15 protein-coding genes are annotated in these 15,488 nt (G+C 62.6%); 9 read left to right on the top strand and 6 right to left on the bottom strand.

Annotation, left to right across the window (positions count from 1 at the left end; all coding sequences use genetic code 11):
* Positions 1–133 precede the first annotated feature (133 nt).
* Positions 134–2,038, bottom strand: coding sequence for a cobaltochelatase subunit CobT (gene cobT / locus ACS3WB_RS11965; RefSeq protein ID WP_438275784.1), 1,905 nt, complete (start codon positions 2,036–2,038; stop codon positions 134–136).
* A gap of 132 nt (positions 2,039–2,170) precedes the next feature.
* On the bottom strand, positions 2,171–3,169 hold the full coding sequence (cobS, locus tag ACS3WB_RS11960) for a cobaltochelatase subunit CobS (RefSeq protein WP_438275783.1): 999 nt from the start codon (positions 3,167–3,169) through the stop codon (positions 2,171–2,173).
* A gap of 306 nt (positions 3,170–3,475) precedes the next feature.
* Between cobS and ACS3WB_RS11955 the strand changes: the two genes are divergently transcribed.
* Together ACS3WB_RS11955 and ACS3WB_RS11950 are read left to right on the top strand one after the other, a co-directional pair.
* Complete coding sequence (locus ACS3WB_RS11955) at positions 3,476–4,144, top strand: DedA family protein (RefSeq protein ID WP_438275782.1); 669 nt, start codon at positions 3,476–3,478, stop codon at positions 4,142–4,144.
* Between the two features lie 14 nt (positions 4,145–4,158).
* On the top strand, positions 4,159–4,470 hold the full coding sequence (locus ACS3WB_RS11950; protein ID WP_438275781.1) for a polyhydroxyalkanoic acid system family protein: 312 nt from the start codon (positions 4,159–4,161) through the stop codon (positions 4,468–4,470).
* 13 nt (positions 4,471–4,483) lie between these two features.
* Here the strand turns inward: ACS3WB_RS11950 and ACS3WB_RS11945 are convergent, their stop codons facing one another.
* Positions 4,484–5,143, bottom strand: coding sequence for a J domain-containing protein (locus tag ACS3WB_RS11945; RefSeq protein ID WP_438275842.1), 660 nt, complete (start codon positions 5,141–5,143; stop codon positions 4,484–4,486).
* 109 nt (positions 5,144–5,252) lie between these two features.
* On the opposite strand from ACS3WB_RS11945, the gene ACS3WB_RS11940 reads away from it, so the two are divergent.
* The 3 genes from ACS3WB_RS11940 to ACS3WB_RS11930 all read left to right on the top strand — a co-directional run bounded on the left by ACS3WB_RS11940 (position 5,253) and on the right by ACS3WB_RS11930 (position 7,352).
* Positions 5,253–5,528, top strand: coding sequence for a BolA family protein (locus ACS3WB_RS11940; protein WP_438275780.1), 276 nt, complete (start codon positions 5,253–5,255; stop codon positions 5,526–5,528).
* Positions 5,529–5,891: 363 nt separating this feature from the next.
* Complete coding sequence (locus ACS3WB_RS11935; RefSeq protein WP_438275779.1) at positions 5,892–7,025, top strand: DUF2336 domain-containing protein; 1,134 nt, start codon at positions 5,892–5,894, stop codon at positions 7,023–7,025.
* A gap of 3 nt (positions 7,026–7,028) precedes the next feature.
* On the top strand, positions 7,029–7,352 hold the full coding sequence (locus ACS3WB_RS11930; protein ID WP_438275778.1) for a PilZ domain-containing protein: 324 nt from the start codon (positions 7,029–7,031) through the stop codon (positions 7,350–7,352).
* A 94-nt stretch (positions 7,353–7,446) separates the two neighbouring features.
* Here ACS3WB_RS11930 and ACS3WB_RS11925 read toward each other — a convergent pair whose 3' ends face one another.
* The 3 genes from ACS3WB_RS11925 to ACS3WB_RS11915 form a co-directional block, all read right to left on the bottom strand.
* Positions 7,447–8,799 carry a hemolysin family protein gene (locus ACS3WB_RS11925; RefSeq protein WP_438275777.1) on the bottom strand — a complete coding sequence of 451 codons (1,353 nt, stop codon included), beginning with the start codon at positions 8,797–8,799 and terminating at the stop codon, positions 7,447–7,449.
* Positions 8,800–8,930: 131 nt separating this feature from the next.
* Positions 8,931–10,082, bottom strand: coding sequence for a 3-dehydroquinate synthase (aroB, locus tag ACS3WB_RS11920; RefSeq protein WP_438275776.1), 1,152 nt, complete (start codon positions 10,080–10,082; stop codon positions 8,931–8,933).
* 62 nt (positions 10,083–10,144) lie between these two features.
* Positions 10,145–10,747, bottom strand: a complete 603-nt coding sequence (locus tag ACS3WB_RS11915) for a shikimate kinase (protein WP_438275775.1) — start codon at positions 10,745–10,747, stop codon at positions 10,145–10,147.
* Between the two features lie 226 nt (positions 10,748–10,973).
* On the opposite strand from ACS3WB_RS11915, the gene ACS3WB_RS11910 reads away from it, so the two are divergent.
* From ACS3WB_RS11910 to ACS3WB_RS11895, 4 genes are all read left to right on the top strand, one after another.
* Positions 10,974–11,120 (top strand): histidine kinase, encoded by a 147-nt coding sequence (locus ACS3WB_RS11910; RefSeq protein WP_438275774.1) that lies wholly within the window; start codon positions 10,974–10,976, stop codon positions 11,118–11,120.
* A gap of 117 nt (positions 11,121–11,237) precedes the next feature.
* Positions 11,238–12,197 (top strand): site-specific tyrosine recombinase XerD, encoded by a 960-nt coding sequence (gene xerD, locus ACS3WB_RS11905; RefSeq protein WP_438275773.1) that lies wholly within the window; start codon positions 11,238–11,240, stop codon positions 12,195–12,197.
* A 468-nt stretch (positions 12,198–12,665) separates the two neighbouring features.
* Positions 12,666–13,628 carry an acetyl-CoA carboxylase carboxyltransferase subunit alpha gene (locus ACS3WB_RS11900; RefSeq protein ID WP_438275772.1) on the top strand — a complete coding sequence of 321 codons (963 nt, stop codon included), beginning with the start codon at positions 12,666–12,668 and terminating at the stop codon, positions 13,626–13,628.
* A 305-nt stretch (positions 13,629–13,933) separates the two neighbouring features.
* Positions 13,934–15,406, top strand: a complete 1,473-nt coding sequence (locus tag ACS3WB_RS11895; RefSeq protein ID WP_438275841.1) for a L,D-transpeptidase family protein — start codon at positions 13,934–13,936, stop codon at positions 15,404–15,406.
* Positions 15,407–15,488 lie beyond the last annotated feature (82 nt).

Raw genomic sequence — 15,488 nt, 5'->3', positions numbered from 1 at the left:
GCTGGGGAACCGCCACAAAGGCTGAATGTGTAACGGTCCCGGGTCTGCGAAGCAACGCCATGCCGCATCGAAGACGCGCGTGAGCGCGCTGAGGACGTTGCGTCGCGCTCGGGACACGGCCGTAGCAAAACGTCTACGAATGCAGCTTGCGCGGCCGCCGCACCGGCGCCGGCGGATCGTGCGTCTCGCTGAACAGTTCGGCGAGCTGTTCGGTGATGGCGCCGCCGAGTTCTTCCGCATCAACGATGGTCACCGCGCGGCGATAGTAGCGCGTCACGTCGTGGCCAATGCCGATCGCGATCAATTCGACCGGCGAACGGGTCTCGATTTCCTCGATCACCCAGCGCAGGTGGCGCTCGAGATAGTTGCCGGGATTAACCGACAGCGTGGAATCGTCGACCGGCGCGCCGTCCGAGATCATCATCAGGATCTTGCGCTGTTCGCCGCGCGCAAGCAGCCGCTTGTGCGCCCAGTCCAGTGCCTCGCCGTCGATGTTCTCCTTGAGCAGGCCCTCGCGCATCATCAGGCCGAGGTTCTTCCGCGAGCGCCGCCAGGGAGCATCGGCGGCCTTGTAGATGATGTGACGCAGATCGTTGAGACGGCCCGGCGTTGCCGGCTTGCCGGCGGCGAGCCACGCTTCACGCGATTGCCCGCCTTTCCAGGCCCGCGTCGTGAAGCCGAGAATTTCCACCTTGACGCCGCAGCGCTCCAGCGTGCGCGCCAGGATGTCGGCGCAGGTCGCGGCCACCGTAATGGGACGCCCGCGCATCGAGCCGGAATTGTCGAGCAGCAGCGTCACCACGGTGTCGCGGAAGGTCGCCTCCTTCTCGTGCTTGAAGGACAGCGGTTGATAGGGATCGATCACGATGCGCGACAGCCGCGCCGGATCGAGAATGCCTTCCTCCAGATCGAACTCCCAGGCGCGGTTCTGCTGCGCCATCAGACGGCGCTGCAGGCGGTTGGCGAGCCGAGCCACGATGCCCTGCAGGTGCGCGAGCTGCTTGTCGAGGTAGCTGCGCAGCCGTTCCAGTTCGTCATGATCGCAAAGGTCTTCCGCTGCGATTACCTCGTCAAACTTCGGCGCGAAAGCATGATATTCCGGACCCCGCGGCTCGTTGGCGCCCCTGGCATTCGGCCGCGTCGCCTCGCCCGGCGTTTCGTCGTCGCCGAGTTCACCGTCGTCGAAAGTATCGCTCGCGGAAGCCTGCGCGCTTTCGACCGCGCTGTCCGACAGCTCGTCGCTGGTCTCCTGCGCCTGATCCGCGCTCATCTCCTGCACGGCATCGCTGTCGGGCGAACCCTCAGCCCCGGCCTGATCGCTTTCGCTTTCGCGGTTGTCGTCCTGGTTCTCGTCCCTGTCGGCCTCGGCGCTGGTGTCGTCGCCGAGATCGAGCTCCGACAGCAGGTCGTGCACCACGTCGCCAAACTTTGCCTGATCCTCGGTCAGGCGACTGAGCTGATCCAGCCGCGTGCCGATCTTGTCTTCCAGATACGGACGCCACAGATCGACCATCTTGCGCGCGGCGGCCGGCGGTGCGAGCCCGGTCAGCCGTTCGCGCACCAGCATCGCCAGCGCATCCGACAACGGCGCATCGGCGATGTCGGTGATCTCGTCAAACTTGCCACGATGGAAATGGTCATCGAGCATGGCGGTGAGATTCTTCGCGACACCTGTCATCCGGCGGGAGCCGATGGCCTCGACCCGCGCCTGCTCCACCGCATCGAATACGCCGCGCGCCTGCGGATTGCCCGGCATCAGCTTGCGATGCACTTTCGGATCGTGGCAGGCGATCTTCAGCGCGATGGAATCCGCGTGTCCCCGCACGACGGCCGCGTCGCGCTTGCTCATTTTGCGGCCGGGCTCCGGCAATCGCGCCTTGCCCGGCGACAGGCCGGGCCGCTCGACCGCAAACGTCACCTCGAGTTCAGGCCGCCGGGCGATCGCGCGCAGGCAGGACGCCACCGCGCGCTTGAACGGCTCGCTCGGCGCTTCCTTCGGCCCGGTACGAAACTTGTTGTTCGGCGGTGCGGTACTCATGACGCCTCTCCCTCTCCTTGCGGGGAGAGGGTCGGGGTGAGGGGCAACAATGAATGGCGTGACGCGAAGCCCCTCACCCGGCTCGCTTCGCTTGCCGACCTCTCCCCGCAAGCGGGGAGAGGTGAAAAATCATCAGCTCAGCGCCACATTGACCGCCGATTCCGCCAACTCGACGTTGAAGCAGCGCTGGTAGAATTCAGCGACCAGCGGCCGCTCAAGCTCGTCGCACTTGTTGAGGAACGTGACGCGGAAGGCGAAGCCCAGATCGTCAAAGATCTCAGTGTTCTCCGCCCAGGTGATGACCGTGCGCGGGCTCATCACCGTGGACAGATCGCCGTTTGCGAAGGCATTGCGCGTGAGATCGGCAAGCCGCACCATCTTGCCGACGATGTCGCGGCCCTCCGGCGTGCGATAATGCCTGGCCTTGGCCAGAACGATCTCGACCTCGTTGTCATGCGGCAGATAGTTCAGCGTGGTGACGATATTCCAGCGATCCATCTGCGCCTGGTTGATCTGCTGAGTGCCATGATAAAGGCCCGAGGTGTCGCCGAGGCCGATGGTATTGGCGGTTGCGAACAGGCGGAACGCCGGATGCGGCTTGATGACCCGGCTCTGGTCGAGCAGCGTCAGGCGGCCCGAGGATTCCAGCACGCGCTGGATCACGAACATCACGTCCGGACGGCCGGCATCGTATTCGTCGAAACACAGCGCCACGTTGTTCTGGTAGGCCCACGGCAGGATACCGTCGCGGAATTCGGTGACCTGCTTGCCGTCCTTCACAACGATCGCGTCCTTGCCGACAAGATCGATCCGGCTGATGTGACTGTCGAGATTGACGCGCACGCAGGGCCAGTTCAAGCGCGCGGCCACCTGCTCGATATGGGTCGACTTGCCGGTACCGTGAAAGCCGGTGACCATGACGCGGCGATTCCTGGCGAAACCGGCCAGAATGGCGAGCGTGGTCGCACGATCGAAGCGGTAATCCGGATCGACGTCGGGCACGTGGGGATCGGTCGCGGAATAGGCAGGGACCTCGAGATCGCTGTCGATCCCGAACACCTGCCGCACCGAGACCTTCATGTCTGGCAAACCTGCGGAGGTTTCGGTTGTGGTCATGGCGGCGGTCGTCATCAATCCTCCGAGGTTCGGGCGCGCTCCCGAAACCAGACTGCGTGGCTTGCGGATGAGTGGGTCGCACGAAATTTAGCAGAGAGCGGGACCCGGCAGAAGCCTGCTGCGTGATCAAAGTTCCTTTGTGATATCATCAAGATATATGCTGGCGACGGATTTTTAAGAGCCGCCTGGCGAATCAGCGGAGGCTGCAAGCACATCCTACGGAACCGAACCATCAACCGTCATGGACGTTGCCGACTGCGGAGTTGTGCTAATGGGGAGCCGGAAATCTGTCCCCCGTGGGACGCCGGAAGCGGGATTTTCGTGAGTTCACTGATCGACCCATTGGTTGCGTTCGTCTCGGCCCACGCCTGGCTCGCTTATCTCACGATATTTCTCGCAGCCTTGCTGGAGGCGGTTCCAGTGCTGGGCTCGCTGGTGCCGGGCTCGACCATCATCCTCGCGCTGAGCGCTTTGATTCCCGGCGGCAACCTTCAACTGGCCGCGGTGCTGGCCGCCGCCGTCTCCGGTGCCATGCTTGGCGACGGAACGGCGTTTTGGACCGGCCATCGCTCCAAACGCGAAATCCTCAATTCCTGGCCGATGTCCCGGTATCCCGGCGTGATCGCGCAAAGCGAAACGTTTTTCAACCGCTGGGGCACGCTCGCGGTGTTCTTCGCGCGGTTCGTGCCGCCGATCCGCGCCTTCGTGCCGATCACCGCCGGCGCGCTGGCGATGCCGCCGTCGCGATTTTATGCGGTGAACATTCCGGCGATCCTGCTCTGGGCTCCCGCGCATGTCTTGCCCGGCGTGCTGGCAGTTACGGCGCTGCATCAATATGGCGGGCTGCCCCACCACACTCACGTCGGCAAACTCATCTGGATTCCGACGGTGATCGTCATTGCCGCGATCGTCGGCGCCGCGACATGGTGGCGGCGGCGCCGGCGCGGCATTAACTTACCCGTCAAGACCGCGTCCGAACGAACCGGCTAACCATTGGATCAATCATGGCCAAACCTCTCGTGGTTTCCATCCCCCATCGCCTCGGCAAGGATGAAGCGCTGCGCCGGATGAAGGCGGGACTCGGCAGCGCCCGAACGCAGTACGCGCAGTTCATCCAGGTCAACGAAGAGGTGTGGAGCGGCGACCGTCTGGCGTTCTCCGTCACGGCCATGAAGCAGCAGGTGTCGGGAATTCTGGACGTGTTCGAGGACCATGTCCGCCTCGAAGTAACCCTGCCGTGGCTGCTCAACAGCCTGGCCCACGGAATTCAGAGCGTCATTCAGAAAAAGGGCACGCTGATGCTGGAGAAAAAGTAGATCCTGCCAAACATCAGGCGCCGCGCACAACCGTCTTCAGATAGTTGTAGGCCTTGATGATCTCGATCAGGCGATCTTCCGTCGAGCGATCACCGCCATTGGCGTCGGGGTGATGCTGTTTCACCAGCATCTTGTATTTGGCCTTGACGGTTTCGAGCGTTGCGTCGGCACCGAGTCCCATCACCTGCAGCGCTTTACGCTCCGCATTGAAGATCTTGCGCGTCTCGGGTTTGGCCTCGGACCCCGCCCCGGGGCCGGGCCGCCACCTTCCGCGGCCATTGAGTTCGCCAAGCATGCTGAAGGGATCAGCCGTCCCGTCGAGATCGATGGCGTCGGTCTTGCCTTTGCCGCGGGTGCCGTTGGCGCCCATCTTCCAGGTCGGACGGTGGCCGGTTAGCGCATCCTTCTGATAACGCGCGACCGCTTCCGCATTCATGCCTTGGAAAAAATTGTAGGACTGATTGTAGGCGCGGACATGGTCGAGGCAAAAATGGAAATAGCCGCGCTCATTGCCACGGCCTTTCGGCGCGCGGTGCGATCCACGGTTCTGACAGTCGGGCCACTCGCAGGCGACCGCTTCCTCGCGTGCGCGCGGTTGCTTCGCACCAGCCTTCGGGCCGGCCCTGGGCTTGATGCGGATGCTGTCGAAGAATTTCGATGTATCGATCGGCATGGCCATCTTTGACACCGCAACGCCTTACGCTTCAAGTCTTGACATCGGATTTATTCCGCCACCGCCTGCGCCATTGACGGACGAGAGCGAGGGGCGTTAAGTCGCTCGCATGAGCGTCAGGGACAACATCGCAAAGAAACTGAACGAGGCTTTCACGCCGGAGAGTCTCGACGTCGCCGACGAATCACATCTTCACGAGGGTCACGCCGGCCATCGGCCGGGCGGCGAAACGCATTTCCGGGTTAATATCGTGTCGCGGGCGTTCGAAGGGAAGAGCCGGATCGATCGCCATCGCATGATCAATACGCTGCTCGCGGAGGAACTGGCGGGCAGCGTCCACGCGCTGGCGATCCGGGCGCTGGCACCGGACGAACAGAGGCACTGAACGGCGGACGGACGATCCGCCACCGGATCCCGATCGGAGCGAGAACGGCCTGCCTCGCGCCTTCGCATCAACGATGCCCGCCAAACGCCCCGCCTTGGCCGACAACAATCCTTCGAGATTACACAAGCGGCGCATCCTGGAGCGGGACAAAGCGAGTCTTTGGCGGCTTTCCGCCCGCATCCTTCTTAAAAAATTGTTGGAATCGATCACGACCTGCGAGCGGTCCGCCGATAAATTTCGACGTTGTTTTTATAGGAAATTAACCCGCTACTTAGAACATCGGAGCAAAATACCACCGTCGTACGGTAGAACGCGGACGCAATGGAGCGTAGCGCGCCGGAATTGACTCGCTGGGATTATGCAATGTCCGAAGCAGCCTCAACGGCGCTGATCGCGGAACTGGAAAGTGCGGTGAAGGGCGGCTCGTCCGAGCGACGGCTCCAGATGCTTCGCCAGGTCACCGATCTGTTCCTGTCCGATGCGGACAGGCTGAACGAAAATCAGATCGGCGTTTTCGATGACGTCCTCGTCCGGCTCATGGAGCAGATGGAAACGCGGGCGCTGGCGCAACTCGGCACGACGCTTTCGGGTTCGAAGACTGCTCCGAAAGAAACCATCCGGCAGCTTGCCTATCATGAGGAAGTGTCCGTCGCGGCCCCGGTCCTGACGAAATCCGCCCGGCTGTCCGAAGGCGACCTGATCGAGATCGCGAATCTGCGTGGGCCACAACACCTGCTGGCCATTTCGCACCGCGACTCGCTGAGCGAGGGCGTGACAGACGTCCTGCTCCGGCGCGGCGATTCGCAAGTCTCCCACGCACTCGCCAAAAATGCGGGGGCTCGCTTCTCCGACTTTGGCTACGCCACCCTGGTCGAAAGCTCTGAAAAGGACGATGCACTCGCCGAGAAATTGGGGCTGCGGATCGACATTCCGCTCAAGGTGCTGCGCGAACTTCTTTCAAGAGCCAGCGCCGCGGTCCGCGACCGCCTGCTCAGGGCCGCGCCGCCGGAAATGCGCGCGAAGATTCAGGAAGCGATCCGGGCCGTCGTCGAACAGATCGCTGCCCCAAGCCTGGTGCCGGAAGATTATACCGAATCGGAGTCGATGGTCCTGGCTATGAACCGGGCTGGAAAACTTGGCGATCAAACCATCAACCGGTTTGCGATGCAGGGCGAATACATCCACATCGTCGCAGCGCTCTCGCTTTTGAATTCGGTAAAAATCGAAGCGATCGAGCCGCTGATCACAAACCCCCGTCCCGACGGGCTGATCGTCGCGTGCAAGGCCGCCCGGCTGAACTGGTCGACGACCAGCATGATCCTGCGCAATCGCCCGCATTGCCGTCCCCTGAGCAAGCAGGACTTCGAAAACGGTCGGGAAGTGTTTGAGGCGCTTTCGCTGTCCTCGGCGCAACGCACGATCCGGTTCTGGTCGGCGCGCGGCTCGGCGAGGAAAGCCGACGCGCCGAACACGGCGGTCGCCATTTCGGACATCTAAGCTGTGAGTTGGGGTAACCGAAAAGCCGACCGGGTGACGTTTGCCACGGGCTATACCGTCCTGATGATGGCAATCGACGGAACATGGCAACGGCCGTGCATCCTGCTGGACATCTCGAACAGCGGCGCGCGGCTTCAGGTCAAGGATTCGATCGAAGGGCTGAACCTCAAGGAATTCTTTCTGCTGTTATCGTCGACCGGGCTGGCCTTTCGCCGTTGCGAACTCGTACGCATCAATGGCGACGAGATCGGCGTCAAATTCGTCGAGGACAAGGATCCCGGCAAGAAGAAAAAGAAAGGGCGCGCGCTCGCCAGATCCGATTCGTGACGCGCCGTCTATCCGGGTTTGAACCGCCGGCCTTCCCGTACAACCGCGCTCCGCTGTTGCGCCTCCTTCCGAAAGTCTCATGCAGGTTCGATCGTCAGGTCGCCGAGCGCGCCTGCTTCGGTCTGTTCTCCATGGCCTCCGTCCCGCGCGGCACCGGCTGGATGCGCAGCGCCGTGATGCGGTTACGCTCGCGGCGCAAAACCCTGAAGCGAAAGCCGTGAAACGTAAAATTCTGACCGCGCTCGGGGATCGAGCGCGCCTCGTGGATCACGAGGCCCGCGATCGTGGTCGCCTCCTCGTCCGGCAGATGCCAGTTCATGGCACGATTGAGATCGCGGATCGGCACCGAGCCGTCCACCACCACCGATCCGTCGGCCTGCTGCCGGACCCCGGCCACCACGACGTCGTGCTCGTCGGAAATATCGCCGACAATTTCCTCCAGAACGTCTTCCAGCGTCACCATGCCCTCGACTTCGCCATATTCGTCGACCACCAGCGCGAAGTGGGTCTTGCGGCGGCGAAACGCCTTGAGCTGGTCGGATACCGGGCGCATTTCCGGCACGAACCACGGCGGCAGCGCAATGGCACTGGCGTTGATGCGCGACATGTCGCCGTCAGAGGCACGGATCGCCCGCAGCAGATCCTTGGCATGAAGCACGCCGATAATGTTTTCCGGCTTGTCGCGCCAGAGCGGAATGCGGGTGTATTCGCTGGCAAGCACCTCGCGCACCAGTTCCTCGGGCGGCAAGTCGGCATTGATCGTCACCATCGCCGTGCGATGAACCATCACGTCCGACACCGCGAGATCACCGAAGCGAAACACATTCTGGATGTATTCGGCCTCGCCGCTTTCGATTCCGCCGTGCTCGGCGGATTCTCCGACCAGTCCTTCAATCTCCGCGCCGGTCAATACATCATGCTGCGAGACTTCCTTGACACGAAGCGCACGCAGGATGGCGCGCGACGCTGAATTGAGCAGCCAGTTGAGTGGAAAAAACAGCAGATAGGACGCATGGAGTGGATAGGCGATCCATTGCGACACGGGTTCGGGCTGGCGGATTGCCAGCGTCTTCGGCACCTGTTCGCCGATCACGATATGCAGCGACGAGAACACCAGAAAGCCGGTGAGGAACGAGGTCAGGCGCAGCGCCGGTTCCGGCATGCCGAGCGGCCGCAGCAAGGGTTCGAGCAGAGCCGCCACCGTCGGCTCGCCGACCCAGCCAAGACCGAGGGACGCCATGGTGATGCCGAGCTGGCAGCAGGCGAGATAGGCCTCGATGTTGCCGACGATATCATGCACGAGCCGCGCGCCGAATGCGCGGCGCTCAACCATGGCCTTGACGCGGAACCCGCGGCTTTTCACCAGCGCGAATTCGGCGGCAACGAAAAACGCATTGGCGGCAAGCAGCAGCGATGCAAGAAATATCTGGAGAAGCGTCGAACTCATCGGGGGCCCATGATCATGCCGGACTATAACGTCTTCGCACGAGGTGGATACCGGTTCGCGCGAAGAAAAGGCGTCACGCCAGAATCCAGAATAGAGTCCGCTGCCTATTCCACTGCTCTGATTCGAAAGTCCTACGCAGTCGCGACTGCGAGCTTGCCGGCAAGAAAATCGCGGACCGTGGCCGGTTCGACGTCTGACGTTATAACCGCCTGGCCGATCGCTTTCAGCAAGATGAAGGTGAGGCGGCCGCGCTTCACCTTCTTGTCCTGCGCCATCAGCGCCATAAGCCCGTCCGCGTCTGCCAGCCCTTCCTGCTTGAAACCGGCAATGTCCTGCAACCGCGTCGGCAAACCCGCTGCCGCCAGATGCCGCTGGATACGGGACACGTCGGCTTCGGCGATCATGTCCAACCGGCACGACAGTTCGGCCGCCAGCACCATGCCGATCGACACCGCCTCGCCGTGATAGAGCCGGTCGGAAAATCCGGTCGCGGTTTCCAGCGCATGGCCGAAGGTGTGGCCGAGATTGAGCAGCGCCCGCTCGCCGGTCTCGCGCTCGTCGCGGGCGACGATGGCGGCTTTGGCGCGGCAACTGACGGCGATCGCGTGTTCGCGCGCAGCGCCGCCCTTGACGATTTCGGCATGGTTGGTTTCCAGCCACGCGAAGAACGGCTCGTCGCCGAGCAGGCCGTACTTCGCAACCTCGGCATAGCCGGCACGGAACTGGCGCGGCGACAGCGTATCCAGCACGGCGGTGTCGGCGACCACCAAAATCGGCTGATGAAACGCTCCGATCAGGTTCTTGCCCTGAGGCGAGTTGATGCCGGTCTTGCCGCCCACCGAGGAATCCACCTGCGCGAGCAGCGACGTCGGCACCTGCACGAAATCGACGCCACGGCGGACGATCGCGGCGGCAAAGCCCGCAAGATCGCCGACCACGCCGCCGCCGAGCGCAACCACGAGATCGTTGCGCTCGATTTTCGCAGCGATCAGTTCCTCGCAAACGAACTCGATGCCTTCGTAACTTTTCGAAACCTCGCCTTCATCGACGACAATCCGCGATGTCGCGATGCCGGCGCCTTGCAGCGAGGCCTCGGTCCGCCGCAGCCAATGGGTCGCAACATATTCATCGGTGACGATCGCCACGCGCGCGCCAGGACGCAGCGCAGCGATCCGTTCACCGAGCGAGGGCAGAATGTCCCGGCCGATGACGATGTCGTAGGAACGGTCGCCGAGCGCGACATCGACCGTGATCGGGTCGGGAGTTTTCAGCGAAGCAGTCATCGCGTGTTGCCAAATCCGTTGATGTCAAAGTCTTTCAAGCATTCGTCGCGAGCCGGGCGGCTTCAGTTCCGCCGGTCCGCGGCGGTCAGCCGGCGGTGAAGCAGGTCGATGCATTCATCGACGATCCTCTCATACGGCACGTCGCGCGATGCGATCGTAAGATCCGCCAGTTGATAGAGGGGCTCACGCTCGACGATAAGACGCCCGATCGTCGCGGCGGGATGGGCCGTTTGCAGCAGAGGCCGATCGGCGCGGCGCCTGATCCGACGCAGGATCACTTCGGCATCCGCCTTGAGCCAGATCGAGATTGCCCGCTCGCGAATGCGCGCGCGGGTTTGTTCGCGCAGCACGGCACCGCCGCCGGTGGCAAGCACCATCGGACCGTTGCTCAGGAGCCGCGCGATCACCCGCGCTTCGCCGTCACGGAAATGCGGCTCGCCATGGGTTTCGAAAATTTCAGTAATCGACATGCCGGCGGCGAGTTCGATCTCGGCATCGGCGTCGACAAACCGCATCGCAAGGCGCGTCGCAAGACGCCGGCCGATCGTGGACTTTCCGGCTCCCATCATGCCGACAAGCACCAGCGACCGTCCGCCCAGCGCCGCCACGATCGCGCTCTCCGGGGGCATACCCGCACTGGCCTGTGAAACGGTTTCGGACGTCAAAAGACACCTGTCGGAACGCGGTTGCAAGCGTGGATGAACTGGCCCCACGGTTCTGACATCCGAACGGCGGATCGCTGAAACGGATGCCGACGTCAGATTGGACCATCTCTTCCCGCCAGCTATACTACTCTCGTCGAGGGGGTTGCCAGAGACTCTTGCACCGATCCGGCGAACATGTTGGTACTCACTGCTCGTCCCAAGGTCACTATCGCGTTCCGGACCGCCAATGCCCAGCCTGCTCCGCTTCCTGACTGTCGTCGCGGCGATCGGCGCGATCGGCTATGGCGTGATCTTCGCGCTGGCGAATTTCGTCAATCCGGCGCCTCGGGAAATGACGGTGACCATCCATCCGGACAAATTTCTCAAGAAATAGCTGCTAGAGCTATTCCGGCTTTGACGGAATCAAAGCCGGGCTCCAGCTTTTCGTTTTGACGCGTTTTCTTTACGCGAACCGGTATCCACTTCGCTCGAAAACGCTATGGGCGGCGGCATGACATCCGACAAATCATCCGACCCCAGGCTGACCGACCTGTTCCTCGACATGCTGGCGGCCGAGCAAGGCGCCGGCGAGAACACGCTTGGCGCCTACCGTCGCGACCTCGAGGACTTTTCCGCATTCCTGACGCGCGCTGGCGAAAATTTCGTTACCGCCGGCACCCAGACCCTGCGGGACTATCTCGGTGATCTCGACGTCCGGGGCTTCAAGTCTTCCAGCGTCGCTCGCCGTCTTTCGGCGATGCGCCACCTGTTTCGCTTTCTGCTGAGCGAACGGATCAGGAGCGACGATCCTGCCGCCATCCTGTCGGGTCCGAAGCGCGGCCGAAGCCTGCCGAAAGTGCTGTCGATAGCCGACGTCGATCGCCTGCTGGCGCGAGCCAAGACTGCGATCGACGCGCCCGATGCCTCAGCCGCCCAGCGATTGCGCGCAGCGCGGCTGTATTGCCTGCTCGAAGTGCTCTACGCCACGGGGCTTCGCGTGTCCGAACTGGTCTCGCTGCCGCTGTCGGCCGCGCGGCGCGACGCCCGCATGATCGTGGTGCGCGGCAAGGGCGACAAGGAGCGGCTGGTGCCGCTCAACGACGCCTCACGGCAGGCGATGGCCGATTATCTCGCCGCAATGGACGATCAGCGCAGTGCGGGCAAGACGGCCACAGCAAAGCGGAAATGGCTGTTCCCCTCGTTCGGCGAAAGCGGCCACCTGACGCGGCAGCATTTCGCACGCGAATTGAAAGAACTGGCCGCCGCCGCTGGTCTCGCACCTCGGCTGGTCTCGCCGCACGTGCTGCGACATGCCTTCGCAAGCCATCTGCTGCATAACGGCGCGGATTTGCGAATCGTGCAGACGCTGCTCGGCCACACCGACATCTCCACCACGCAAATCTACACGCACGTCGTGGAAGAAAGGTTGAAGAGCCTGGTGCGCGATCTGCATCCGCTGGCGGATGCCTGACCGCTCGTCCAGGACGATGCGGTTCAAGACATCGGACGTGCGAAACGCCGGCGGCGTCCGGGTGTTACCAGACCATCACACGGCCGCACCAAATCTCGCCTCGACCAAGTTCCACCTTCCATCCCGCGTCAGCAGTTCTAATCTGTAGGCAATTGATAAGGTCGATTCGCATCGGCCTCATCCCGACGGTTCGGCGACCCACAGCAGCCGAACCGTCCGGCTACCTCAGATCCACCTCGAAGCCCCGGCAATGCCGGGGTTTTTTTGTCGTACGATGCTCCGGGCCGGAAGACCTCTCCAGCCCGGCTCTTGACTTCGCACCCATCACCCGCGAAAGAGCGCAGCATCTCCCGCCAACAATCGACTTGGCCGCCCTCCATCGTCCCCTTAAGCGTTTGAATTAAAGGATTTTTTGTCCTTCCCGCTGATAGCTTTCGTCCCCCGACACGTTCGTCCTATATTGCTGAAATGCCGGATCCCATGCGCAGCTACCTTGATTTCGAAAAACCTGTCGCCGAACTCGATTCCAAGATCGACGAACTGCGCGCACTCGCGGCTTCCGGCAGCGACATCGGCGAGGAGATTTCGAGCATCGAGGACAAGGCGGCGCAGGCGCTGAAGGATCTCTACGACAACCTAACGCCCTGGCAGAAAACCCAGGTGGCGCGCCACCCGCAGCGACCGCACTTCTCCGATTTCATCAACGGCCTGATTACCGAGTTCACGCCGCTCGCAGGAGACCGCAAGTTCGGTGAGGACGAGGCGCTGATCGGCGGCTTCGGCCGCTTCCGCGGCGAAAGCATCTGCGTCATCGGTCAGGAGAAAGGCGCAACCACCGAGAGCCGGCTGAAGCACAATTTCGGCATGGCGCGACCGGAAGGTTATCGCAAGGCGGTACGCCTGATGGAAATGGCCGACCGCTTCGATATTCCCGTGCTGTCGCTGGTCGATTCCGCCGGCGCCTATCCCGGCATCGGCGCCGAGGAGCGCGGCCAGGCCGAAGCGATCGCACGCTCGACCGATGCCTGCCTGTCGCTCGGCGTTCCCAATATCGCCGTCATCATCGGCGAAGGCGGCTCGGGCGGCGCCATCGCGATCGCGACCGCCAACCGCGTTTTGATGCTTGAACACGCGATCTACAGCGTGATTTCGCCAGAAGCGGCCTCGTCGATTCTCTGGCGGGACGGCAGCAAGGCGCAGGAAGCCGCGACCAACATGAAAATCACCGCACAGGATCTGCTGCGGTTCGGCGTGATCGATGCCATCCTTAAAGAGCCGCCGGGAGGCGCCCATCGCGATCCCTCAGCAGTCGTCTCGCTCACCGGCGACGCCATTGCTGATGCCTTCAACGATCTGCGCAATCTCGACCGCGACGCGCTACGCAAACAGCGCCGTCAGAAATTCCTCGATATCGGACGCAAACTGGGCTGAGTACGCCCGCTCCCGCCAGGATTCGTGACGGATAACCGCATTTCCGTTCTCCGCCGCTCGGACGGCTGCGAAATCGCGGCTTTTTATGGACTTCCGCCGAACCGCCCTATTTCAGCCCGGTACCGAATATTTAACCTCCGTTCACCATCGTCGTCATGGATGGTTCACGCCCGGCCGGCCCGGCTTGCGGGGCCGGAGGCTTAAGGATAATATTTTATTCAATGGCTTGGGGCACGGACGCCATGAATTCGGGGTGCAGGCTTGCCCGTCGCTTGCGGAGCTTTGCTTTGATCCATCGCCCGGCTTTGATCCATCGCACGACCGGTCGTGCGATCATGACGTTGGCCGCGCTGCTGGCAGGCGCCGCGCTTCTGGCCGGCTGTAACGGCGAGGACGCTTCGCTCGCGAGCAATGCCAAGGCCAACCAGCCCGTTCCGCCCAAGCTCGTCGCCGCCATGACCGAAAAGGACATGGATCTGCAGTCGCCGATCCTGATCCGGCTGTTCAAGCAGGAAGCCGAACTCGAGGTCTGGAAGCAGAACCGGTCCGGCAAGTTCGCGCTTCTCAAGACCTACCCGATCTGCCGCTGGTCCGGCGATCTTGGCCCCAAGGTCCGCGAAGGCGACCGCCAGGCGCCGGAAGGCTTCTACAGCATCACGCCGGCGCAGATGAATCCGCGCTCGGCCTACTATCTCTCGTTCAATACCGGCTATCCGAATGCCTTCGACAAGTCGCTGGGACGCACCGGATCCGAACTGATGGTGCATGGCGACTGCTCCTCTCGCGGCTGCTACGCCATGACCGACGAGCAGATCGCCGAGATCTACGCGGTCGGACGCGAGTCGTTTTTCGGCGGACAACGCGCCTTTCAGTTCCAGGCCTATCCGTTTCACATGACGCCGGCGAACCTTGCGAAGCATCGCAACAATCCGAACATGCCGTTCTGGAAGATGATCAAGGAAGGCAACGATCATTTCGAGGTGACCCATCAGGAGCCGAAGGTCGAGTTCTGCGAGCATAAATACGTGTTCGATCCGGTAGCCCCTTCGGGCTCGACCAAGCCGCTGCAGTTCAACGCCTCTGCGCAGTGCCCGGCCTATGTGATCCCCGACGACATCGCGAGCGCCGTGCGCGAAAAGCAGGAGCGCGACAATACCGAGCTTGCCAGGCTGATCTCGAAGGGGACGCCGGTGGCCAGGCTCAACACCGGGATCGACGGCGGCATGAATCGCGTGTTCGCCGCGAAAATCCCGGAGGGGCAGACGGGACTGTCAGATCCGGCCGAGCCCGGGCTGAAGCTCACGGCGTACTCGACGGCGCCCGGCACCATTCCACCGACCGTCAATCCGCCGCGCGATCCGGCGGCGGCAACGGCGGCAATCCCATATGAACCGGAGGCCGAAGCCACGAGACCGTCCTCGTCGCTGCTCGCCCCCTCCCCGTCGAGCAATATTTTCAGCAACCTTGCGCGCAAGATCGGTTTCGGCACCGCCGACACCACCGCAACGACCGCAACCGCAACCAAACAGACGGCCTCGGCCAAGCCGAAGACGGCTGCCCCCGCGGCACATACCGCTCCGCTTCGTCCGGCCCTGGCGGAAAAGCGCCCAGCACACGGGACGGAAAAGACGGCTGACAAGTCAGGCAAGCCCAAGCAGGTCGCGACACGCCCGCCGTTAAAGCCCGCGATCGACGCCGACGCGGCTACGCCGACGCCGAGTGCAGCGCCGGTGGCGTCGAGGAACTCGTTCGACAGCCGCTTCTCGGCGTTCCGGTAACCATAGCGTTTCACGTTTTCACGGAAACATCTCGATTATACATCATTGCCGGGTTTGACCCGGCAATCCGTCAATCTTCGAA

This window comes from Nitrobacter sp., from assembly GCF_051535215.1.
In the GTDB taxonomy this organism is placed as follows: domain Bacteria; phylum Pseudomonadota; class Alphaproteobacteria; order Rhizobiales; family Xanthobacteraceae; genus Nitrobacter.
This window is presented reverse-complemented; position numbering and strand designations above follow the sequence as displayed.